Origin of the sequence: Isoptericola sp. NPDC060185, from assembly GCF_042728595.1 — a bacterium.
Classification (GTDB): Bacteria; Actinomycetota; Actinomycetes; order Actinomycetales; family Cellulomonadaceae; genus Isoptericola.
The window spans coordinates 42,232-63,483 of record NZ_JBHWYY010000021.1 but is presented as its reverse complement, the minus strand read 5'-3'; the positions used below and the strand labels follow the sequence as shown (position 1 = coordinate 63,483).

20 protein-coding genes and 3 tRNA genes are annotated in these 21,252 nt (G+C 73.9%); 5 read left to right on the top strand and 18 right to left on the bottom strand.

Going from position 1 to position 21,252, the window contains the following annotated elements:
- The 3 genes from ACFWDO_RS09790 to ACFWDO_RS09780 all read right to left on the bottom strand — a co-directional run.
- Window positions 1-821, bottom strand: an 821-nt coding sequence (locus ACFWDO_RS09790) for a GNAT family N-acetyltransferase (protein ID WP_380346919.1), incomplete at its 3' end; no start/stop codon positions are given.
- Entirely contained in the window at window positions 818-2,236 is a 1,419-nt protein-coding gene (locus ACFWDO_RS09785; RefSeq protein WP_380325830.1) for a lysine N(6)-hydroxylase/L-ornithine N(5)-oxygenase family protein, read from the bottom strand. The genes ACFWDO_RS09790 and ACFWDO_RS09785, both read right to left, overlap by 4 nt.
- The gene (locus ACFWDO_RS09780; protein ID WP_380325828.1) at window positions 2,233-3,816 is read right to left on the bottom strand and encodes a pyridoxal phosphate-dependent decarboxylase family protein; all 1,584 of its coding nucleotides are present in this window, start codon (window positions 3,814-3,816) and stop codon (window positions 2,233-2,235) included. Before ACFWDO_RS09780 ends, ACFWDO_RS09785 begins: the two co-directional genes overlap by 4 nt.
- Before the next feature lie 196 nt (window positions 3,817-4,012).
- Between ACFWDO_RS09780 and ACFWDO_RS09775 the strand changes: the two genes are divergently transcribed.
- Window positions 4,013-6,091, top strand: coding sequence for a HelD family protein (locus ACFWDO_RS09775; protein ID WP_380325825.1), 2,079 nt, complete (start codon window positions 4,013-4,015; stop codon window positions 6,089-6,091).
- 166 nt (window positions 6,092-6,257) lie between these two features.
- Window positions 6,258-7,577 carry a C39 family peptidase gene (locus ACFWDO_RS09770; RefSeq protein WP_380325822.1) on the top strand — a complete coding sequence of 440 codons (1,320 nt, stop codon included), beginning with the start codon at window positions 6,258-6,260 and terminating at the stop codon, window positions 7,575-7,577.
- Between the two features lie 78 nt (window positions 7,578-7,655).
- Here the strand turns inward: ACFWDO_RS09770 and ACFWDO_RS09765 are convergent, their stop codons facing one another.
- The 7 genes from ACFWDO_RS09765 to ACFWDO_RS09735 form a co-directional block, all read right to left on the bottom strand.
- Entirely contained in the window at window positions 7,656-9,866 is a 2,211-nt protein-coding gene (locus tag ACFWDO_RS09765) for an N-acetylmuramoyl-L-alanine amidase (protein WP_380326835.1), read from the bottom strand.
- 163 nt (window positions 9,867-10,029) lie between these two features.
- Window positions 10,030-10,455, bottom strand: a complete 426-nt coding sequence (locus ACFWDO_RS09760) for a MaoC family dehydratase (protein WP_380326838.1) — start codon at window positions 10,453-10,455, stop codon at window positions 10,030-10,032.
- A complete protein-coding gene (locus ACFWDO_RS09755; RefSeq protein WP_380326841.1) occupies window positions 10,455-10,919 on the bottom strand; it encodes a MaoC family dehydratase N-terminal domain-containing protein in 465 nt (154 codons plus the stop codon). Before ACFWDO_RS09755 ends, ACFWDO_RS09760 begins: the two co-directional genes overlap by 1 nt.
- Before the next feature lie 29 nt (window positions 10,920-10,948).
- Window positions 10,949-11,119, bottom strand: coding sequence for a 50S ribosomal protein L33 (rpmG, locus tag ACFWDO_RS09750; protein ID WP_079572326.1), 171 nt, complete (start codon window positions 11,117-11,119; stop codon window positions 10,949-10,951).
- A gap of 90 nt (window positions 11,120-11,209) precedes the next feature.
- Window positions 11,210-11,283, bottom strand: a tRNA-Met gene (locus ACFWDO_RS09745).
- Window positions 11,284-11,345: 62 nt separating this feature from the next.
- Window positions 11,346-11,418, bottom strand: a tRNA-Thr gene (locus tag ACFWDO_RS09740).
- A gap of 143 nt (window positions 11,419-11,561) precedes the next feature.
- Window positions 11,562-11,643, bottom strand: a tRNA-Tyr gene (locus ACFWDO_RS09735).
- A 114-nt stretch (window positions 11,644-11,757) separates the two neighbouring features.
- On the opposite strand from ACFWDO_RS09735, the gene rarD reads away from it, so the two are divergent.
- On the top strand, window positions 11,758-12,687 hold the full coding sequence (gene rarD / locus ACFWDO_RS09730) for an EamA family transporter RarD (protein WP_380326490.1): 930 nt from the start codon (window positions 11,758-11,760) through the stop codon (window positions 12,685-12,687).
- Window positions 12,688-12,694: 7 nt separating this feature from the next.
- On the opposite strand, the gene ACFWDO_RS09725 is transcribed toward rarD, so the two are convergent.
- A complete protein-coding gene (locus ACFWDO_RS09725; RefSeq protein ID WP_380326487.1) occupies window positions 12,695-13,516 on the bottom strand; it encodes a hypothetical protein in 822 nt (273 codons plus the stop codon).
- 105 nt (window positions 13,517-13,621) lie between these two features.
- On the opposite strand from ACFWDO_RS09725, the gene ACFWDO_RS09720 reads away from it, so the two are divergent.
- Together ACFWDO_RS09720 and ACFWDO_RS09715 are read left to right on the top strand one after the other, a co-directional pair.
- On the top strand, window positions 13,622-14,119 hold the full coding sequence (locus tag ACFWDO_RS09720; RefSeq protein WP_380326484.1) for a YajQ family cyclic di-GMP-binding protein: 498 nt from the start codon (window positions 13,622-13,624) through the stop codon (window positions 14,117-14,119).
- Window positions 14,116-15,066, top strand: coding sequence for an HAD family hydrolase (locus tag ACFWDO_RS09715; protein ID WP_380326481.1), 951 nt, complete (start codon window positions 14,116-14,118; stop codon window positions 15,064-15,066). Before ACFWDO_RS09720 ends, ACFWDO_RS09715 begins: the two co-directional genes overlap by 4 nt.
- Here the strand turns inward: ACFWDO_RS09715 and ACFWDO_RS09710 are convergent.
- The 7 genes from ACFWDO_RS09710 to ACFWDO_RS09680 form a co-directional block, all read right to left on the bottom strand.
- On the bottom strand, window positions 15,000-15,878 hold the full coding sequence (locus tag ACFWDO_RS09710) for a potassium channel family protein (RefSeq protein WP_380326478.1): 879 nt from the start codon (window positions 15,876-15,878) through the stop codon (window positions 15,000-15,002). The two genes, ACFWDO_RS09715 and ACFWDO_RS09710, sit on opposite strands and share 67 nt — an antisense overlap.
- 49 nt (window positions 15,879-15,927) lie before the next feature.
- Window positions 15,928-16,821 carry a zinc metalloprotease HtpX gene (htpX, locus tag ACFWDO_RS09705; protein WP_380326475.1) on the bottom strand — a complete coding sequence of 298 codons (894 nt, stop codon included), beginning with the start codon at window positions 16,819-16,821 and terminating at the stop codon, window positions 15,928-15,930.
- A 144-nt stretch (window positions 16,822-16,965) separates the two neighbouring features.
- Window positions 16,966-18,378 (bottom strand): FAD-dependent oxidoreductase, encoded by a 1,413-nt coding sequence (locus ACFWDO_RS09700; protein WP_380315432.1) that lies wholly within the window; start codon window positions 18,376-18,378, stop codon window positions 16,966-16,968.
- A 195-nt stretch (window positions 18,379-18,573) separates the two neighbouring features.
- The gene (locus ACFWDO_RS09695; RefSeq protein WP_380315429.1) at window positions 18,574-19,155 is read right to left on the bottom strand and encodes a hypothetical protein; all 582 of its coding nucleotides are present in this window, start codon (window positions 19,153-19,155) and stop codon (window positions 18,574-18,576) included.
- 118 nt (window positions 19,156-19,273) lie between these two features.
- Entirely contained in the window at window positions 19,274-19,570 is a 297-nt protein-coding gene (locus tag ACFWDO_RS09690; protein WP_344246257.1) for a WXG100 family type VII secretion target, read from the bottom strand.
- A gap of 283 nt (window positions 19,571-19,853) precedes the next feature.
- Entirely contained in the window at window positions 19,854-20,150 is a 297-nt protein-coding gene (locus ACFWDO_RS09685) for a WXG100 family type VII secretion target (protein ID WP_344246257.1), read from the bottom strand.
- Between the two features lie 274 nt (window positions 20,151-20,424).
- Window positions 20,425-21,189 carry a hypothetical protein gene (locus ACFWDO_RS09680; protein WP_380315426.1) on the bottom strand — a complete coding sequence of 255 codons (765 nt, stop codon included), beginning with the start codon at window positions 21,187-21,189 and terminating at the stop codon, window positions 20,425-20,427.
- Window positions 21,190-21,252 lie beyond the last annotated feature (63 nt).

Sequence of the window (21,252 nt, the reverse complement as noted above, 5' to 3'; positions counted from 1 at the left end):
GGTCCGGTTTGGGGGGGGGGTTTTGGGCGTGGTGGGGGCGCCCACCCGGCCCCACCCCCCCGTTCACAACGCTCGGGGCGGAAGAGGCGCTCGTGCGCGAGCTCGGCGAGCGCCTTGGCGGCGAGGTGCCGGTGCGCGTGCTGCGCCAGGTCCGGCCGCAGGTGCGGCGCGAGGAGCGTGTCGCCGTCCTCGCCGAGGCCGGCGAGGGCCCCGAGCGGGGAGACCGCGAAGTCCGCTCGCGTGCAGACGCTCAGCGCCGCGCGCTTGGTGTGCCCGTCGTCGACGACCTCGACCTCGCGCAGCACGCGGAACCCCGCGGCGGCGTTCTTCGCGGCGATCGCGCGGTGGCGGACGTCCGGCTCGACGACGACGCGCGCGCCGCCGAGGCGGTCGCGCGCCAGGCAGAAGCGCACGACGGCGGCCATCACGGCGTCGGTGAGCCCCGGGACACGCTCGGCCGGGTCGGCCGGGGGCGGCGCCACGAGCAGGTGCATGCCGACGTCGCCGGGCTCGGCGTCGTGCACGCCCACGAGGAGCACGCGGGCCGGGTCGTAGGTCTCGGCGTAGAACGCGGGCACGCCGTCGACGCGGCCGAGCCAGCCGCCCTGGTCCGGGTGGTCGGCGACGTCGGCGAGATAGTCGCGGACGTCCGCGACGGCGAGGTGCCCCATCTGCCAGAACGCGGACGCCGGGTGGCCCAGCCAGGCGTGCACGGTCGCGGCGTCGCGCGCCGGGTCCACGGGCTCCAGCGCGACGGCGTCCGGGGACACGCGCGCGGTCGCGGGGCGCTCGGTCGGGACGGTCGCGGTCGTGGCGGTCATCGCGCCACCCCCTGCGCGGACGTCGGCGCCGCGACGGACGTCGTCGCGGGAGCGGCGTCGCCGCCCTCGTCCCCGGGCAGGCCGAAGGTCTGAAAGGCGATGCGACTCTCGACGGGGTACGGCTCCCGGCCGGTGACCTGCGCCAGGATGACGGAGTTGCGCCAGGCCGCGAAGCCCAGGTCCGGGGCGGTGACGCCGTGGGTGTGCGCCTCGGTGCCGCCCACGTGCAGCCGCCCGCCGGCGCCGGCGGTGTAGTCGCGCGCGACGTCCACGCGACCCAGCTCGTCGAGGTCGAGGAGCCCCGGCGCCACGAATCCCGGCACCCCGGAGCCGTACCCGGTGGCGGCGACGACCGCCCGGGTGCGGTGCTCCGCCGTCGTGCCGAGCTGGCCGTGCCGCAGCGTCAGCACGTACTCCCCTTCCCCGCGGGCACCGTCCGCGCCGTCGCCTGGATCGAAGCGTGCCGCGACGACCTCCGTGTCGGACAGCAGCGTGGTCGGCAGCTCCCGCCCGAGGGCGGACTTGCGGTAGAGGGTGTCGTAGATCTCGTCGACCAGGTCGCCGCTGATGCCCTTGTACAGCGCGCGCTGCTCCCGGCCGAGGATCTCCCGCAGCTCGGTGGGCAGCGCCCGGTAGTGGTCGGTGTACTCCGGCGACGTCATCTCGAGCGTGAGCTTGGTGTACTCCATCGGGAAGAACCGCGGCGAGCGCGTCACCCAGTCCACGCGGTGGGTCTGCGCCGACGCGTCCTCGAGCAGATCGCGGTACACCTCGGCGGCCGACTGCCCCGAGCCCACGACGGTCACCGCGCCGCTCGCCGCGAGGGCGTCGCGGTGCGGCAGGTAGTCGGCGGTGTGCACGACGGGACCGGCGCCCGGGTGCCGTGCCGCCTCCGCGGCCAGGCCCGCGAGCGGCCCGGGCAGCTGCGGCGTCGTGCCCACCCCGAGGACGACGTGGCGCGCCCGGTACGTCTCGGTGCGGGGTGCCTGGCCCGGGCCGGCGGCGAGGCGGGCGGAGACCACCAGGTCGCCGGTCTCGTCGTCGCGCTCCACCGCCACGACCTCGCGCCCCCAGCGCAACGTGGTGAGCCGGTCGGCCACCCACCGGCAGTACTGGTCGTACTCGGCGCGCAGCGGGTAGAACGACTCGCGGATGTAGAAGGGGTAGAGCCGGCCCGTCGCCTTGAGGAACGCGAGGAACGAGTACGGCGACGTCGGGTCGGCCATCGTCACCAGGTCGGCCAGGAACGGCACCTGGATGGTGGCGCCCTCGAGCATCATGCCCGGGTGCCAGCTGAATCCGTCGCGCTGGTCGAGGAAGACGGCGTCGACGTCGTCCAGCGGGTCGGCGAGCGCCGCGAGGCCGAGGTTGAACGGCCCGATGCCGATGCCGAGGAGGTCGTGGGTGCGGGTCATCGGGTGGCTCCCTCGAGGGCGGGGTCGGTCGGGCTGTCGGTCGGGACGGCGGTGCGCTCGAGCCGCGGGTGCACCGCGCGGCAGGGCGGGGAGCCGAGCTCGAGCAGCTCCTGGCCCGCGAGCAGCCCGTGCGCCGTGGAGCGCACCAGGTCGAGCACGCCGCGGACGTCGCCGAGCGTGGCGTCCGGGTTGAGGAGGGTGAGCTTGAGGCAGGGGCGCCCGTCGATCACGGTCTTGGCCACCAGTGCGCGGCCCGAGTCGAAGAGCACGCGGCGCACGCGGGGCACGAGGGCGTCGGCCCGGGCGTCGTCGACGCCGTCCGGCTGGAACCGGAACAGCACGGTCGACAGGTCGGTCGGGGCCAGGAGCCGCAGCTCGGGGTCGGTCGCCAGGTCGGCGTGCACGGCCGCCGCGAGGTCGCACACGGCGTCGACCATCGCCCCCACACCGTCGGCTCCGAGGGCGCGCAGCGTGGCCCACAGCTTGAGGGCGTCGAACCGCCGCGTGGTCTGCAGGGACTTGTCGACGAGGTTGAGGTCGGGGTTGGGCTCGCCCGACTCCTCGGCCGGGTTGAGGTAGTCGGCGTGCCACGTCACGCGGGCCAGGTCGGCAGGGTCGCGCACCAGCAACGCGCTGGAGGACACCGGCTGGAAGAACGTCTTGTGGAAGTCCACGGTGACGCTGCGGGCCCGCTCGACGCCGTCCAGCAGGTGGCGGCGGCGCGGCGACAGCAGCAGCCCGCCGCCGTACGCGGCGTCCACGTGCAGCCAGGCCCCGACGGCGTCGCACAGGTCGGCGACCGGCTCCAGGGGGTCGATGCAGCCACGGTCGGTGGTGCCCGCCGTCACGACGACGGCCATGACGACGTCGCCGGCCCGCCCGACGTCGACCAGCGCGCGGGCGAGCGCCCCCGGGTCCATGCGGCCGCCGGCGTCCGTCGGGACCGCGACAACCGCGTCGTCGTCCAGGCCGAGCAGCTGCGCGGAGCGCGCCACGCTGAAGTGGCCGGACGCCGTCGCGAGCACGCGCAGGCGCCCGAGCCGCTCGCGGCGCGCGGCGCCGCCGAGCCGGGCGCCCGCCGCGTCGGTCAGGGCGCGCTCGCGGGCCAGGTGCAGCGCCTGCAGGTTGGACTGCGTGCCGCCGGACGTGAAGACCCCGTCGCCGGCCGCGAACCCGACGCGCTCCGCCGTCCAGGAGATCAGCCGCTGCTCCATGAGCGTCGCCACGGTCGACTGGTCGTAGGTGTCGACCGACGTGTTGACCGCCGCGAGCATCGCCTCCGCGCCGACGGCGGGGAGCGCCACCGGGCAGTTGAGGTGCGCGGCGTAGCCCGGGTGGTGGAACCAGACGGCGTGGGACGCGTAGAGCTCGGCGGTCTCGCGCAGCGCGTCGGGGGTCCCGACCGGCGGGCCGTCGAGGTCGACCTCGTCGACGAGGGCCTGCAGCTCGCGCCGGCTCGCGCCGCAGAACGGCTGCTCGGCGGCGGCGACGCGGGCGGCCACGTCGTCCACGACGGCGTGCAGCGCGCCGGCGTAGTCGGCCGCGGTCGCGGCTCCCAGCAGGGCGGAGGACTTCGTCACGGGTCTCCTCGAAGGGGTCGAAGTAAGGTCAGCCTGGCCTAACTTAGGGCGTCGAGGCCCGGATGCCCACCGCTGGGACGCAGATCACATCCGCCCCCCCGCCCCGCCCCCCAGGTCGGGATCGCGCGTTGCCCGCCGCCGCCGCGACCGGGTAATGTCCTGCGGCTCCCCCCGCCCGTCGACCTGGAGGTCAGCCGTGCCCGCCGTGTCCCCCGCCGAGCTCGACCGGGAACGGGCCCACCTGGAACGGGCTCGCCAGGAGCTCGCCCGGATGCGCGAGCGCACCGCGGGACTCACTGCCCACGCCGGCGACCGGATCAGCGCCGAGGCGCTGGAGCACACGCTGGCCCGGCGCCTGGCGCAGCTCGCGGACGACCCCCACGTACCCCTCTTCTTCGGCCGGCTGGACCACGACGAGCCGTCCGGCGGCGAGGTCTTCCACGTCGGCCGCCGGCACGTGTCCGACACGGCCGGCGACCCCCTGGTCGTGGACTGGCGCGCCCCGGTGAGCTCGGCGTTCTACCGCGCCACCCGGGAGGACCCGATGGGAGTGACGACCCGGCGCCGGTACGGCTTCGCGCGCGGCGCCCTCACGGGGTTCGAGGACGAGGTCCTGTCCGGCCCGGCCGCGACCGAGGCCGCGCACTCGGAGATCCTCGAACAGGAGATCGAGCGCCCGCGCACCGGCCCGATGCGGGACATCGTGGCGACGATCCAGCCCGAGCAGGACGTCATCGTGCGCAGCGACCTGGGCCGGACGGTCGTCGTGCAGGGCGCGCCCGGCACGGGGAAGACGGCCGTGGGCCTGCACCGCGCGGCCTACCTGCTGTACGCGCACCGGGAGCAGGTCACGCGGCGGGGCATGACCGTCGTCGGGCCCAACTCGAGCTTCCTGCGCTACATCCGGGACGTGCTGCCCGCCCTCGGCGAGGTCGACGCCACGCAGACGACCGTCGAGGAGGTGGTCGCGGCGCACGGCCGCCTGCGCGGCACGGAGCCGGCCGAGGTCGCCCGCCTCAAGGGCGACGCCCGGATGGCGCAGGTGCTGCGCCGCGCCGTCTGGTCGCACCTGGGCGAGCCCACCGAGGCGCTCGTCCTGCCGCGCGGCTCCCGGCGCTGGCGCGTGCCGGCGCACGAGGCCCGCGACGCCGTCGCGCACGTCGTGGGCCGCGACCTGCGCTACGACGCCGGCCGCGAGCAGCTCCGGTACGCGCTGGCGCACCGGATCCTGCAGCAGATCGAGGCGGCCGGCGACGCGCTCGACGAGCGGGCGTGGGACGCCCTCGCGCGGACCAAGCCGGTCAAGGACTACGCCGCGGCGCTGTGGCCGGCGCTCACCCCCGCCCGGCTGCTGCACCGCCTCCTGGCCGACCCGGAGTTCCTCGCCGAGACGTCCGACGGCGTCCTCACCCCGGCCGAGCAGCACACGCTCACCTGGGCCGCGCCGCCGCGGAGCGCGGGGGCCGCCCGGTGGACCCTCGCCGACCTCGTGCTGCTCGACGAGCTCGCCGACCTGCTGGAGCGGGCGCCCTCGGTGGCGCACGTCGTCGTCGACGAGGCCCAGGACCTGTCGCCCATGATGCTGCGCGCCCTCGGCCGCCGGGCACGCACCGGGTCGCTCACGGTGCTGGGCGACCTCGCCCAGGCGACCACGCCGTGGGCCGTGCGCTCCTGGGCCGACGCGCTGGACCACCTGGGCAAGCCCGACGGGCACGTCGAGCAGCTCACCGCGGGCTTCCGCGTGCCCGGCGACGTCATCGAGTACGCGGCGCGCCTGCTGCCGACGATCGCGCCCGAGCTCGCGCCGCCCGTGGCCGTGCGGCGGGCCCGCGGCGAGCTCCTGCTCACCACCGCGCCGGCCGAGGATCTGGTGCGGGCCGCCCTCGCGCGCGACGGCTCGGTCGGGCTGATCGTGCCCGACGCCGGGGTGGCCGCCGCCCGCCGCCGGCTCGTGGCCGCGGGGCTCGAGTTCGCCGTCGTCGGCGAGGAGGACGGGACCGCGCGCGCCCCTGCCGGCGACCCCGACGCGCCGAACGCCGCGGACGCCGTCGACGACCAGGCCACCGAGTTCGACGCGCGCCTCGACCTCGTCCCGGCCTCCCTGGCCAAGGGGCTGGAGTTCGACCACGTCGTGCTCGACGACCCGGCGGGGATCGTCGCCGGGGAGGCCGACCGCGAGTCGGGGCTGCGCCGCCTGTACGTGTGCCTCACCCGGGCCGTCACGTCGCTCGCGGTGCGGCACGACGACGACCTGCCGGCCGAGCTCTCCGCCTGAACCCTCCTCCCCCCGGCCTCGGGCGACGACGCCCGCCCCTCCCGCTCGCAAGGTCGTGACACACGCCACACTTTCTGGGAAAGTCTTTGCCAACGGGCGGTGGGGACCGTTCCACGCCCCCGTCCCTGGGGAGGGACCCGTGACAGGCATGGTGCGGAGGAGCTGGATGAGAGCGACCACGGCGGCACTGGCAGCGGGGGCGGTGATCGCGCCGGCGGCGGGGGCCGCCGGCGCCGCGCCGCCCGACGACCCCGCGACGGCGGGGCACAAGATCACCACCACCCACTGGCAGGGCGTCGCCGACCTGCGGCAGGGCGAGTGGGAGAACCTGCGCCCCGGGGCGCACGGCACGCTCGGCGTGCGGGACGCCGGCGGCCCGACCACGGCGTACACCGACCCGTTCGGCGACGGCAGCGCGGTCGACTACGAGTCGGGGACGTGGACGTCGCCGGTCGTGGAGACGGGGTACGCCGTCGACGAGTCCCTGACCTCGTGGAACGCCACGACCCCGACGGGCACGTGGGTGGAGATCGAGTTCCGGGGCCGCAAGGCCGACGGCGCGTGGACCAAGTGGTTCGTCATGGGGCGCTGGACGTCGGGCGCCGACTTCGCCCCGGCGGACGGCTCGGTGGGCGACATCCACCGCACGTCGCTCGACGGGCAGAACGACGCCGACGCCGCCCTGTACACCGACACGTTCGTCGCGCGCACGGGCCACGAGCCCGAGGCCTTCCAGACCCGCGTCACGCTCTACCGGCCGGCCGGGTCGACGGCGACCCCCCGGCTGTCGGGCGTGACGACGATGACCAACGAGTACCTGCCCGACTCCGCGTACACCGGCACCAGCGACTTCACGCTCGGCCGGGCGGTCGAGCTCGACGTGCCCGGCTACTCGCAGCTGATCCACATCGGCGAGTACCCCGAGTTCGGGGGCGGCGGCCAGGTGTGGTGCTCGCCCACGTCGACCACGATGATCCAGTACTCCTACGGCACGAAGTACCAGGTGCCGGCCGACCGGCTCGAGGGCATCGTCGCCCCGAACGGCGACCCGCAGGTGGCCCACGCCGCCATCAACGCGTGGGACTACACGTACGAGGGCGCCGGCAACTGGCCGTTCAACACCGCGTACGCGCACGAGTACGGCCTGGAGACGTTCGTGACGCGGCTGCGCTCCCTCGCCGAGGCGGAGCGGTTCATCGACGCGGGTATCCCGCTGGTCGTGTCGATCAACTTCGCCAAGGAGGAGATGCCCGAGGCCGGCTACGGCACCGACGGCCACCTGGTGACGATCGTCGGCTTCACCGCCGACGGCGACCCGGTCATCAACGACCCCAACAAGGCGACCGACGCCGACGTGCGGAACGTCTACACCCGCGAGAACTTCGAGCGCGTGTGGCAGACCTCCACCGACGGCATCGCGTACGTCATCCACCCGCACGACGTGAAGCTGCCCGCGAACGTCCCGGGCGCCACCGCCAACTGGTGAGGTAGTCCCGATCCCGCCGAGGTAGTCCGAAAGCTGCCGAGGTAGTCCCGATCGGGACTACCTCGGCAGCTTCGTTCGTCAGTGCGGGCGCACCGGGCCGACGGCGTCGGAGGTGAACGTCGCCGCCGTGTACCCCGGCGCGGAGACGGTCACCCGGACCGCCACGTCCGCGCCCCGGTCGCTGCCGGTGAGGTGGTAGCGCGCACCGGTCGCGCCGGGCACCGCGACGCCGTCGCGCAGCCACTGCACGGCGACCTCGGTGTCCGACCCGGGCAGGTACTCGCCCGCGTCGACGGTGAGCACCTTCCCGATCTCCGGCCTGCCGGAGATCGCCGGGCCCTCGACATCGGTCACCACGGGGTCGTGGAGGACGACGTCGGCGGCGCGGGTGAACACCTGCCGATGGGCGTACCAGAGCTGGTAGTACGCGTCCGCGCCGCGCACGTCGGTGCGGTCGTCGGGCACGGAGCCGTCGAACGACGTGGCGTAGTAGTAGTCCGTCGACACGGAGTCGTCGGACACCACGTAGCTCTGGTCGGTCCCGATCGTGTACTCGATCGGCGTGACGGACTGCAGCCCGATGCCCGGGTAGGGCGCGTACGCGGCCTCCTCGGGGTACGCGCGGCCGTAGATCGCGGCCGCGGTGTCCCCGCTCACCGTCACCGTCTTGCCCGTGCTCGGCACGACGACCGGCCGGTCGGCCGGGTTGTGGAGCCACACCAGCGAGCCGGCCCACCACACGCCGAGCCACTCGCCCTGCACCTGCGCGACGACGAGCTTGTGGCCCGAGGTCACGCGCGCGCTGACGTCGCTGGCGTACGTGGTGCCGGCCGCGCCGTTCGGCTTCCAGCCCGGGTCCTTGGCGTACGCGGCGTCGAGCGAGGGCTGCTGGTACGCGACGGCGAAGTTGGTGCCCGCGCCGGCGACGCAGTCGCCCGAGCCCGGCGACGCCTGCTGGCAGCCGGTGATCGGGTTGGCGTTGTCGTCGTACCCGGCGACCACCTCGACGACGTCGCCGGGCGCGACGTCCGTCGTCGGCGTCAGGCCGCCGCCGATCGGCGCGCCCAGGAGCTCGAAGTAGTGCTCCCAGTCCCAGTAGGGGCCCGGGTCCCAGTGCACGCTCTTGGTGTACCCGGGCAGGATGCCGGGGATCTGGTCGTGCCCGATGACGTGAGCCCGGTCCAGTGGCACGTCGTACCTCTCGCCGAGGTAGCGCACGAGCTCCGCGGACGACTGGTACATCGCCTCGGTGAACCAGCCCGACGTCCCGGCCCAGCCCTCGTGCTCGATGCCGATCGAGTGCATGTTCATGTACCAGTTGCCCGCGTGCCAGCCGACGTCGTCGGGCTGGAGGTGGTTGGCGGTGTGCCCGTCGGACGAACGCACCGTGTAGTTCCACGCGAGGTAGTTGGGGTCCTGGACCATGTTCAGCGTCCCGGCGTACCCGCCCTCGGTGTCGTGGATGACGATGTAGTCGATCGACGGCCCGCCCTCTCCCGTGCGGTCGGCCTGGTCGTGGTTGCCGTAGTTCCCCGTGTCGTCGGGAAGGTCGGCGCTGCCCTTCTCGTACGGCGCGGGGACCCAGTCGCACCCCAGGTCGGCGGGGCAGTCGGCGGCGGGGTCGCCCGCCGCGGCCGTCGTCGCCTCGGGCAGGACGGCGGCCGGCTGGGCCGCGAGGACGACGCGCCCGCCGTCGTCGGTGGTGCGGGCCTCGCCCTGGCGGAGCGTGGCGTACACCCGGTCGGCGAACGTCGCCGCGTCGCCCATCCGCGCGACCGCGGTCTCCCAGGTGGCGAGGGAGCCGCCGGTGCCCTGGCCGGCCGCCGCCTGGTAGGAGGCGAGGAGGGCCGCGGCGCCGCAGGTGTTGGCTCCGGCGTCGGACTTCAGCTCCGCGACCGACAGCCCGGTCAGGGCGGCGGCGCGGTCGAGCTCGCTGACGGCGGTGCGGGGGGTGGCGTCCTTGCCGGCCCCGTCGGGCGCCTCGGCGGCGTGGTCGAGCAGGTTGAACAGGCCGTAGCCGCCGTCCGCGCTGGGCGCGCCGGCGTGCTGGTCCCAGCGGGACTCCATGTAGGAGACGGCCTTGAGCAGGTCGGCAGGGACCCCGGTGGCGTCGCTCGCGGCCGCGAACGCCGACTCCCGGTCCGGCGCCGCGACGACCGCGTCGCAGCTCACGTCGGAGGTCGGGGCGGTGGAGGGTCCGGCCCCCGCGGCGAGCGCGGGGGCGGTGATCAGGGGAACGAGCAGGCCGACGGCGGCCAGCCCGGTGGTGCGTCGTCGTACGGATCTCACGGGGAGTGCTCCTCTCGAGGACGGAGTGCGCTCAGGGCGCACCACGTCATCGAACCGTGAAATCACGTTTCATGAGAAGTGATAGGCGTAAAAAATCTCGTCCTGCGGACGCGCGACGTGCCACGACGCCCGCGACGAACGGTGCGGAGGGAGAGAGTTCCGGTCAGGAGAGGCGGACGGTCGCCTGCGACCGGCCCAGCACCTTGGCGCCCTCGTGGGTCACCGTGAGGTCGACGCGGACCGTGCCGGCCTCGGCGTCGATCGCGCCGACGGTGGCGGAGACCTCGACGACGGCGACGCCGCTCGCGGGTACCGGGACCGGCTTGGTGAAGCGCGTCTGGTAGGCGACGACGGCGCCCGGGTCCCCCGCCCACGCGGTGACGACGCCGACGACGGATCCCATGGTGAGCATCCCGTGGGCGATGACGCCCGGGAGACCGACGCGGGTCGCGAAGGACTCGTCCCAGTGGATGGGGTTGAAGTCGCCGCTGGCGCCGGCGTACCGGACCAGGCGGGCGCGGTCCAGCTCGATCGCGGCGGTGGCGACGACGTCGCCGACAGACAGCTCGGCGAGGGCGGGGCGGGCCATCAGGAGTCCTCCCCGCGGATCACGAGGCTGGAGGTGACCGTGGCGACGTGCTCGCGCGCGGCGGCGTCGGCCCCGGACGTCGCGAAGATCTCGCAGCGGGTGGTGACCATCGCGATGCCGGCCCGCTCCGTCACGGAGTCCACGTGCAGCACGGTGACCAGCTCGTCGCCGGCGACGATCGGCCGGCGGTGCACGAACTTCTCGTCGGCGTGCACCACGCGCGAGAAGTCGATGTCGGCGTCCGGGTCCTGCACGTACTGCGACTCCGCCCGCTGGGCGACGACGACCGCGAACGTAGGAGGCGCGACGAGGTCCGGATAGCCGAGACCCCGCGCCGCCACGATGTCGTGGTGCGCGGGGTCCAGGGCACCGACGGCGGACGCGAACTCACGGAGCTTCTCGCGCCCCACGCTGTAGGGGGCGGTGGCCGGGTACTCGCGGCCAGCGAAGTCGGGGTTCGCCACGTCGGTGCGGGGTCGTGTCGACCGAGGCGTCAGCGGGTCTCGCGGTGCGAGGTGTGCTTGCCGCAGCGCGGGCAGAACTTCGCCAGCTCGAGACGGTCGGGGTCGTTGCGGCGGTTCTTCTTCGTGATGTAGTTCCGCTCCTTGCAGTCCACGCAGGCCAGCGTGATCTTCGGGCGGACGTCCGCGCTCTTAGCAGCCATGGTGTGTCACCTCTCGCGCCCCCGGAAGGCGCAACGTGCGTCAAGGAACAGGCCGGTCCGACGCCGGCCGTCGAACCGTAGGAGTGGCGGTAGCGAGGGCGGGGCTCGAACCCGCGACCTCACGATTATGAGTCGTGCGCTCTGACCAGCTGAGCTACCCCGCCGCACGTGACTGAACGCGAGACCGCCGCCCGTTTCCAGGGGCGGCCCCGCGCCTTTGTCACAGAGCCCCGAAAGGGAATCGAACCCTTGACCTTCTCCTTACCATGGAGACGCTCTGCCGACTGAGCTATCGGGGCAGCGGAGAAGACTCTACACGGCTCGCGGCACCTGGCGAAATCCGCGGGATGCCCGCTCGATCACACCGTGCACCGGGGTCGCGAGGACCTTCTCCGGACGTCGGACGGGGCACCACCCAGGGGTGATGCCCCGTCCGTCGAGGTGGCAGGTGAGGGATTCGAACCCCCGAAGGCTGAGCCGTCTGATTTACAGTCAGATCCCTTTGGCCGCTCGGGCAACCTGCCGTGCGGGCTCGCGGACGAGCTCGCGGGTAGAACCATAACGCCCCGGAGCGCCTGGGCGGAAATCGTCCACCGGTGGCCCGCGTCACCCGGTCGCCGCCCGGCTACGGTGAGCCGGTGACGACCCCCTCCTCCCCCGACCGGTGGGGACTGCCCCTCGGGCTCTCGGCCTTCGTGCTGTGGGGCGCCATGCCCCTCTTCTTCCCGCTCCTGGAGCCGGCCGGCCCGGTGGAGATCATCGCGCACCGTGTGGTGTGGAGCCTCGTGTTCTGCGTCGTGCTGCTGCTGGTGACGCGGACGTTCGGGTCGTTCGTCGCCGTCCTGCGCAGCGGGCGCACCATGGGCGCGCTCGCCGTCGCGTCCCTGCTCATCGTCGTCAACTGGACCACCTACGTGTACGCGGTGCTCACCGACCACGTGCTCGACGCCGCCCTCGGGTACTTCATCAACCCCCTGCTCACCGTGCTGCTCGGCGTCCTCGTGCTGCGCGAGCGGCTGCGCGTCGCGCAGTGGGTGGCCCTGGGGTTCGGCCTGGCGGCCGTGGTCGTGATCTCCACCGGGGTGGGCGGACTGCCCTGGATCGCCCTGGTGCTCGCGGGCGCTTTCGGGCTCTATTCGCTCGTGAAGAACCGGGTGGGTCGCGGCGTCGGGGCCCTGCCCGGCCTCGCCGCCGAGACCGCGGTCGCGACGCCGTTCGCGCTCGCTTACCTCGGCTGGCTGGGCGCCACCGGGGCCGGCACCTTCACCACCGAGGGCGCCGGGCACGCGCTGCTGCTCGCGGCCTGCGGCGTCGTCACCGGCCTGCCGCTGCTGCTCTTCTCGGCCGCCGCGCGCCGGCTGCCGCTGTCGGTGGTGGGGATGCTGCAGTACCTCACGCCCGTGCTGCAGTTCCTGCTCGGCCTGCTCGTCTTCGGCGAGCACATGCCGCCTACCCGCTGGGCCGGGTTCGCGCTCGTGTGGGTGGCGCTGGTGATCCTCACCGTCGACGGCAGCCGGCAGGCCCGGGTCTCCCGCCTCGCGGCGGCGCGCCCCGGGCCGCGCGCCTAGCCTGCGCCTAGCTCTCGAAGGCGCGGGCGCCGAACCAGTCGTGCCGCGGCCGCCAGCCGTGCTGGCGCAGCACGGCGAAGACCGGCCGCTTCGCGTCCCCGGGCGCGATCTGCGTCGAGCCCTCCCACGAGGACCGGGAGCCGCCGCTGCCCGAGACGACCACCGCGCCGTCCGGGCCCTCCACGTACGTCGCCCTCCGCTGCATCGCCGTCTTGCCCCGCCGCCACGTCCAGTCCGCGCGCGCGAACACCCCGGTGGGGCCCACGGCCGCGCGGGTCGACGACGACCCGGAGTACTCGACGAACCGGTAGTGCGAGGTCGCCGGGTCGAGCGTCAGCTCCATGCGCCACGCGTACGCGACCTTCCCGCGCACGAAGAGCGCCGCCCAGCGCAGCTCCTCGGACTTCCAGCGGACCTCGACCTGCACGCCCTCGGGCGACGGCGTCGCCGCGATGAGGTACGGCAGCGCCTCGTCGTTCATCCCGACGAGGTCGGCGACCACCCGGTCGACCGGGGACGCCGTCCCGGGCGCGAGGACGGGCGCATCGGGCACCGCCGCCGGCGCCTGCGCCGCCCGGGCGGCCCTGGCCCCGCGCACGACCGTCCACGCGCCGCGCGCGAGGACGAGCAGCGCCGCGACGACGATCAGCGCGACGCCGACGGGCGCCGCGTCGCCCACGATGAAGAGCACCCCCAGCCCCACCAGGACCCAGCACGCCACCAGGACCACCCACCGGGACACCACGGCGAACCGCCGGGTCCGTGCCTCCGGGTCGACCCCACCCGCCGCCGCGGGCGTCCCGCCGTCGGGCCCCTGCCGTGCATTCATCTCTCTCCCCCTGACGTCGAACCGACCGTGCCGCCGCACTACGGTAGTGGGCAGACCCCGCCCGCCCGATGCGCCGGGCACCCGACCAGCACAGAAGGAGCCGTCGTGGCCGACTCGTCGTTCGACATCGTGAGCAAGGTTGACCGCCAGGAGGTGGACAACGCGCTCCACCAGGCCGTCAAGGAGATCTCGCAGCGGTACGACTTCAAGGGCGTGGGCGCGTCCATCGAGTGGAGCGGCCAGGACACCATCGTCATCGAGGCGAACTCGAGCGAGCGCGTGCTCGCCGCCCTCGACGTCTTCCAGACCAAGCTGATCAAGCGGAACGTCTCGCTCAAGGCCTTCGACACCGGCGACAAGGAGCCGCAGTCGTCCGGCAAGGTGTACCGCCTCGCGGGGTCGCTCAAGGAGGGCCTCGCCGGCGAGAGCGCCAAGAAGATCACCAAGATCATCCGCGACGAGGGCCCGAAGGCCGTCAAGACGCAGGTGACCGGCGACGAGGTGCGCGTGACCAGCAAGTCCCGCGACGACCTGCAGGCCGTCATCGCCCTCCTCAAGGGCGCCGACCTCGACGTCGCGCTCCAGTTCGTCAACTACCGGTGACCAGCGGGGCGGCGGCGGGCGCGCGGGAGGTGCCGCGGGTCGTCGCGACCGACCTCGACGGCACGCTGCTGCGCTCGGACGGCACGGTCTCCGAGCGCACCCGGCGCGCGCTGCTCGCCGCCGAGGCCGCCGGGGCGGAGGTCGTCTTCGTCACGGCGCGGCCGCCGCGCTGGCTGCACGCCCTGGGCGACCTCGTGGGCGGGCACGGGCGCGTGATCTGCCTCGGCGGCGCCGCCGTGTGGGACCTGGCCGGCCGCCGCGCCGTCGACTCGTGCGGGTTCGACGACGGCGTGCTCCTCGACCTCGTCGCCGAGCTGCGCGACGCCGTCCCCGGCGTCGGGCTGGCCGTGGAGACCGTCCGCGGCCCGGCGTTCGACCCGTGGTTCCCCGACGGCGAGCCCGGCCTCGACCGCAGTCTGCGCGCCGCCCCCGTGGAGGAGTCCCTCGGCGCGACCGGCGACCCCGTCGCGAAGCTGCTCGCCGTCCGCCCCGGGACCGCGGCGCAGGGATTCGGCGTCGTCCAGCGCGGCGGCGTCCACGACGCCGCGCAGGAGGCCTTCTTCGAGCGCGTGCGGGGCGTGGTGGGCGACCGGGCCGAGCTGCACTACTCGGGCGCGGCGGGCCTCGCCGAGCTCCTGCCGCCCGGGGTGACCAAGGACGTCGCGCTCGCCCGCTGGTGCGCGCGCCTGGGGGTGGACGCCCGCGACGTGTGGGCCTTCGGCGACATGCCCAACGACCTGCCGATGCTGCGGTGGGCGGGGCGCGGGCACGCCGTCGCCAACGCCCACCCGGACGTGCTCGCGTGCGCGGACGCCGTCGTGCCCGGCAACGACGACGACGGCGTGGCCGCCGCGCTGGAGGCGGTGCTCCCGGGCGCGGCTCAGTCGCCGTCGCCGTCGGCGTCGGCGTCGGCGTCGGCGCGGCCCTCCGGGGTGTCGCGGGGCTGACCCGCCCCGTCGGCCCGGCGCCCGGCCACGATCTCCGCCCGCAGCGACTGGACCTCGGCGACCAGCAGCGCGACCTGCGCCGGGGAGACCATGCCGAGGGGCGCCTCCCTGGGGGTCTCGCCCGGCTCGTCGCCAGGGTCGGCCGTGACCCGCTCGACCAGCCAGGAGGAGAGCGTCGCCGTCACGACGCCCAGCAGCGCGATGCCCCCCACCATCAGGCAGACCGCGATGACCCGGCCCGTCGCGGTCACGGGCGTGAGGTCGCCGTAGCCCACGGTGGTGATGGTGACCATCGCCCACCAGAACCCGTCGCCCAGGTTCACGATGCTGGCGCCCGGCGCGCCCCGCTCGGCCTGCGTCACCGTGAGGGCCCCGACGATCACGAGCAGCGCGGTGCCCGCCGCGGCGAACCGCACCACCCGGCCGCGCAGCCGCACGGCGTTGACCCGGTTGAGCCGCACCACCACGGACACCAGGAGCAGGGGGCGCAGCACCGGGAGCACCACCACGGCCAGCTCGAGCGGGTGCCGGCGGACGTACCGCCACGGGTGCGGCGCGAGCCGGGCCCGCACCAGGTAGTCCGCGACGAAGAGCAGCCAGGTCACCGCCAGCACGAAGGAGCAGGCGGACCGGACCTCCGGGGGCGCGTCCGGGCGTGCGATCGGGATCGCGTACGCGACCAGGAACAGCAGCGAGATCGCCGTGAGCGGCCACTCGGTGGCCGCCTGCCAGCGCCGCAGGCGCGCGTGACCGCCGTCCGCGGCCGACGGGGCCGGCGGACGCTCGGACCCAGCAGCCGCGTCACGGGACATCGCAGGTCAGCCTGGCAGAACCGGCCGGGACCCGCCGCCCGAGCGTGCCTCAGTAGCGGGTGATGCCGCCGGGGCCGAAGCCCGTGCCGCCGGCCATCTTCTCCAGGCGGGAGATGCGGTCCGCCATCGGCGGGTGGGTGGAGAACATCTTCGCCATGCCCGCGCCGCGGAACGGGTTGGCGAGCATGAGGTGGGAGACGTTCTGCAGCTCGCGCGTCTGCGGCAGCGGGGCCTTGGCCGTGCCCGACTCGAGCTTGCGCAGCGCGGAGGCCAGGGCCATCGGGTCGCCGGTGAGCTTGGCGCCGTCCTCGTCCGCGTCGTATTCGCGCGTGCGGGAGATCGCCATCTGGATCATCATCGCCGCGAACGGCGCGAGGATCGCCATCGCGAGCGCGGCGAGCGGGTTGCCGCCCTCCCGGCGGTCGCCCCCGCCGAAGATCAGCAGGAACTGGGCCAGCGAGGTGATGACCCCCGCCATCGCGGACGCGACCGACGACGTGAGGATGTCGCGGTTGTACACGTGCATCAGCTCGTGGCCGAGGACGCCCCGCAGCTCGCGCTCGTCGAGCAGGCGCAGGATGCCCTCGGTGCAGCAGACGGCCGCGTTCTTGGGGTTGCGCCCCGTGGCGAACGCGTTGGGGGCCTGGGTGGGTGAGATGTACAGGCGCGGCATCGGCTGCCGGGCCTCCGTGGAGAGCTCGCGCACGATGCGGTACATCTCCGGCGCCTCGAGCTCCGTCACCGGGTAGGCGTGCATCGCGCGGATCGCGATCTTGTCGGAGTTCCAGTAGCCGACAAACGTCGTGACGAGGCCGATCCCCACGAAGACGACGAGCATGCCGGCGCTGCCGCGGAAGAAGATCGCCCACAGCCCGAGGACCACGGCCCACATGACGCCGAACAGCGCCGCCGTCTTGAGACCGTTGAAGTGCTGGTGGCCCATGTGTCCTGCTGTCTCCTTCCGTGCGCCCTGCCCGGTGCACGCGTACCGGCAGGTTCCCACGGGTTGAACGCGCCGACGGCCCGGGCGGTTCCCGCCCGGGCCGTCGTGCGTCCGGTCGCACTGCCGGTCGTGCTACCGGCCCCGTCAGGAGGAGGGGCGCCCCTTGGCGATGTCGAGCATCTCCTCGCGCGGCACGACCTTGATCCGCTCGCGCCCGTGGGGCTCGCCGAGGGCCTTCTCGTGCTCGTCGAGGAGCACGAAGTCGTCCCACTCGACGACGTCCACGCCGCGGTCGGCGAGGAAGTCGAGCACGGCCTGCGGGTCGCCCTGGGCGGCGGTGCGGCCGCCCTCGGCGTCGCCGGTCGCGACGTCGCCGCCGTCGCCCACGCCCGTCACGTCCTCCACGAGGTGGCGGATCGTCTCGGACGCGTCCGACTTGGTGTGGCCGATGAGGCCGACCGGGCCGCGCTTGATCCAGCCCGTGGCGTAGACGCCGGGCAGGTGCTCGCCGTCGAGGTCGACGACGCGGCCCTCGCGGTTGGCGATGACGCCCTTGAGCTCGTCGAAGGGGATCTCGGGCAGCGGCGAGCCGAAGTAGCCGACGGCGCGGTAGACGGCCTGCACGGGCCAGTCGTGGTGCTCGCCGGTGCCCTTGACGGTGCCGTCGCCCTGCAGGGCGGTGCGCTCGGTGCGCAGCGCGGTGACCTTGCCGTCCTCGCCGAGGATCTCGGCCGGCGCGTGCAGGAAGTGCAGGTGCAGCCGGCGCGACGCCTTCTGCGTGGCCGGGTCGACCAGGGTCCAGTCGGTGAGCGTCTTGACGACCTGCTTGGTCTGGTTGGACGACTCGACGGCCGCCATCGAGCCCTCGTCGAAGTCGTAGTCCTCCGGGTAGACCACGATGTCGACGTCCGGCACGTGGCCGAGCTCGCGCAGCTCCAGCGGCGAGAACTTCACCTGGGCCGGGCCGCGGCGCGCGAAGACGTGCACGTCCGTGACCGGCGAGGCCTTGAGGATCTCGTAGACGTTGGCCGGGATCTCGGTGGGCAGCAGGTCGTCCGCGTGCTTGGCGAGGATGCGGGCGACGTCGAGCGCCACGTTGCCGGCGCCGAGGACGGCCACCTGCTGGGCCTCGAGCGGCCACGTGCGGGGCACGTCGGGGTGCCCGTCGTACCAGGAGACGAAGTCGGCCGCGCCGTAGGAGCCGTCGAGGTCGATGCCGGGCACCGGCAGCTCGTGGTCCTTGATCGCACCCGTCGAGAAGATCACCGCGTCGTAGAACTGGCGCAGGTCGTCGAGCTTGAGGTCGACGCCGTAGTCCACGTTGGCCAGCAGGCGCACGTCGCCGCGGCCGAGCACGCGGTGCAGCGCGGTGATGATCTGCTTGATGCGCGGGTGGTCCGGGGCGACGCCGTAGCGCACGAGGCCGAACGGCGCGGGCAGGCGTTCGAAGAGGTCGATGCTCACGTCGAGGTCGGTCTTCGACAGGATGTCCGCCGCGTAGATGCCGGCGGGGCCTGCGCCGACGATCGCGACGCGCAGAGGTCGGATGCTGCTCACTGCGGGGTACGCCTTCCGGATCGGTGATGCGTGGCGTTCGATTCTAGGAGGATTCTCCTGCGAACTGGTGAGGGTTACCTCACCTTCAGGGTCCAGCGTTACCCAGGGTGCCACAACCGTCTCATCCGGTGAACAGGTTGTCTCGCTCGTCGGGCACTGGTGCCGGGGGCACCTGCCGCGCGACGCGACCGCGGGTCACGGCGCCGTCGTGAGCTCCTGGACCGCCCGGGCCAGGTCCGCGCCGGCCGCGCCGCCCGCCGCGCGCAGCGGCCGGTACGCCGGCACCACGGTGACCGACGTCGCCCGGTCGGACACCCGCACGGCGCCCGACTCGCGCGACCCGTACACGGCGCGGGCCTGCGTCACGCCGTCCGGCACCCGGCGCACCACCCAGCGGGGCGCCTCCTCGCGGCCCACCCAGACCTCGACGGCGCCGTCGCCCACCGCAAGGGCGACCGGGTTGCCGCCCATCCCCGAGATGCCCTTGGTGCGGGCCCCGGCTGCGCGCGCCTCGTCGAGCGTGTCCGCGGTCGTGAACGCCGGGACCACGACCGCACCCGGGCGCAGGCGTGCGACGTGCTCCCGGACCGCGCCGGCCCGGCGCACGACCACCGCCAGCGTCACCCCCACGATGACGACCACCACGAGGAGCGCGATCCAGATCGTGGCGCCCTCGATGCCGTCGCGCGAGACGGTGATCGCGAGGCGCACCACCGAGAGCGCGAGGAACAGCACGAGCGCCGTGACGAACCACCTGCGTCGGGAACGGGAGTCCACCCTGCCTCCAGGGACGTGTCGGTCGGGGCCGCGCACCACGCGGTGCGCCGGCGAGATCGGTACCGCAGACGACGAGGGGCGGCCCGGAACCCGGACCGCCCCTCGACCTCGGCTGGTGTCAGCCGCGGATGCCCTGCGCCAGCTGCGAGTCCGCGTCGGACAGCGTCTGCGCGGCCTGCTCCAGGAACGACGCCATACCCTCGAGGCCCTCGATGGCCTGCGTGGTACCGGTCGTGAACTCCTCGTAGGACGTCTGGAACGCGCCCGACGCCTGGTCGGTCACGAAGCCCGACGACACCAGGTTGTTCACCTGGGTCTGCAGGTTGTGCAGGATGTCGGTCATCTGCTGCTGACCGTTGCGCAGCTGACCCGCCTGCGACCGCAGCTCGTCGTACGTGACGTTCATGTTCGCCATGAGAAAGCTCCTCGTTCTCGTCGGTTCTCGGCCGGCCCCCTAGCGGCCGATCCGGTCGTTCCGTCGACGACCCTAGCGGGCACCCCGAGCGGTCGTCGATGGGGAGGCCTCCCCATCCCGCGCCAGGTCCGCACACGGTGCCGCTCGGTGTCCCCGCTCGGTGTCGTCGCCCGTAGGGAGGGACCAGTGCCCGAACGCGTACACCCCGACTCTTGCGCTCCCGACCGGACGACGAAGGGGCGGCCCGGGAGAACCCGGACCGCCCCTTCCCGCGAGGCTGGTGTCAGCCGCGGATGCCCTGCGCCAGCTGCGAGTCCGCGTCGGACAGCGTCTGCGCGGCCTGCTCCAGGAACGACGCCATACCCTCGAGGCCCTCGATGGCCTGCGTGGTACCGGTCGTGAACTCCTCGTAGGACGTCTGGAACGCGCCTGACGCCTGGTCGGTCACGAAGCCCGACGACACCAGGTTGTTCACCTGGGTCTGCAGGTTGTGCAGGATGTCGGTCATCTGCTGCTGACCGTTGCGCAGCTGACCCGCCTGCGACCGCAGCTCGTCGTACGTGACGTTCATGTTCGCCATGAGAAAGCTCCTCAGCTCGATCGTGGTTCGGCCGGCCCCCGTGCGGCCGATCCGTGGTGCGGTCCCGACGATACTGGGCGCCCCGAGCAGCGGTCCATGGGGAGGCCTCCCCATGGATCGGGTCCTGCCTTCCGCTGCCGGCCTGCCATCACCTCCCTGGTGCTCGCGCTCGTCGTCTCGGGCGCGGGGTCCGTGGCCTTCACGCTCCGCCTGCGCAAGAGCGCCCGCGCGAAGGCCGTGCCGGGCCTCCTCCCCTGACCGACGGCCCGGTCGCTCAGCCGAGCGGGCGCGCGGCCGAGGTCGTCGGGACGGGCTCCGGGTCTCCCTCCGCCCCCCACCGGCGGAAGTCGGCGCGCAGCGCGCGCGCCACCAGCACGACGGACACGAGCACCAGGGCCACCGCGCCGACCAGGCATGCCGTCCGCACCGGCGGCGCGATGTCTCGCGACGCCCACACGAACATCAGGACCCAGCCCACCCCGGCGGGCAGGGCGCCGACGAACGTCGGCATCTGGAGCGACCAGCCCGCCATGTACCACTTCATCAGGACGTCGGTGGCGCGGCTGCGGCGGTTCGGCTTCAGCGAGAGCGCCACCGTGCCGACGGTCGGCGGCCCCAGGGTGGTCCCGCGCGGGGCGGAGGTGGAGTGCGACAGCCTCTCGGCCGCGTACGACGGCCGCAGCGCGCGGAACGCGTACACGAAGCACAGCGCGGCCAGCGGCCACGTCATCGTGGGCAGGTAGAACATCGCCGCCGGACCCATGATCGCCGCGAGGATCGGCACCAGGACCACGACGAGCATCACGAGGCCGACCACCGACGTGTCCGACAGCACCTGACCGAGGATGATCTCGTCGTCGAAGTACACGTACACCACCGCGCCGGGCGCGATCAGCACGGTGACGAGCCAGATCACCACCCACACCCACGCGAGGCAGAAGTACCCCAGCGGGCGGAGCGCCAGGGCCGCCGTCGTCGGGGCCTCGTCGCCCGCGCCGACCTGCGACCCGGCCGGTGCCGCCCTGTAGCCGTCCTGCATCCTCGATGCCCTCCCCCGCCGTCGTCCGGACCGGCGTCACCCTACCGGCAGGTCCCCCGCGTA

Bases quoted from the DNA above. Each gene is read 5' to 3' on its own strand.
- ACFWDO_RS09770 (WP_380325822.1), top strand. From the start codon at position 6,258: ATGAGAGCGACCACGGCGGCACTGGCAGCGGGGGCGGTGATCGCGCCG.
- rpmG (WP_079572326.1), bottom strand. From the start codon at position 11,119: ATGGCTGCTAAGAGCGCGGACGTCCGCCCGAAGATCACGCTGGCCTGC.
- ACFWDO_RS09785 (WP_380325830.1), bottom strand. From the start codon at position 2,236: ATGACCCGCACCCACGACCTCCTCGGCATCGGCATCGGGCCGTTCAAC.
- ACFWDO_RS09680 (WP_380315426.1), bottom strand. From the start codon at position 21,189: ATGCAGGACGGCTACAGGGCGGCACCGGCCGGGTCGCAGGTCGGCGCG.
- ACFWDO_RS09685 (WP_344246257.1), bottom strand. From the start codon at position 20,150: ATGGCGAACATGAACGTCACGTACGACGAGCTGCGGTCGCAGGCGGGT.
- ACFWDO_RS09690 (WP_344246257.1), bottom strand. From the start codon at position 19,570: ATGGCGAACATGAACGTCACGTACGACGAGCTGCGGTCGCAGGCGGGT.
- htpX (WP_380326475.1), bottom strand. From the start codon at position 16,821: ATGGGCCACCAGCACTTCAACGGTCTCAAGACGGCGGCGCTGTTCGGC.
- ACFWDO_RS09760 (WP_380326838.1), bottom strand. From the start codon at position 10,455: ATGGCCCGCCCCGCCCTCGCCGAGCTGTCTGTCGGCGACGTCGTCGCC.
- ACFWDO_RS09725 (WP_380326487.1), bottom strand. From the start codon at position 13,516: ATGAATGCACGGCAGGGGCCCGACGGCGGGACGCCCGCGGCGGCGGGT.
- ACFWDO_RS09710 (WP_380326478.1), bottom strand. From the start codon at position 15,878: ATGTCCCGTGACGCGGCTGCTGGGTCCGAGCGTCCGCCGGCCCCGTCG.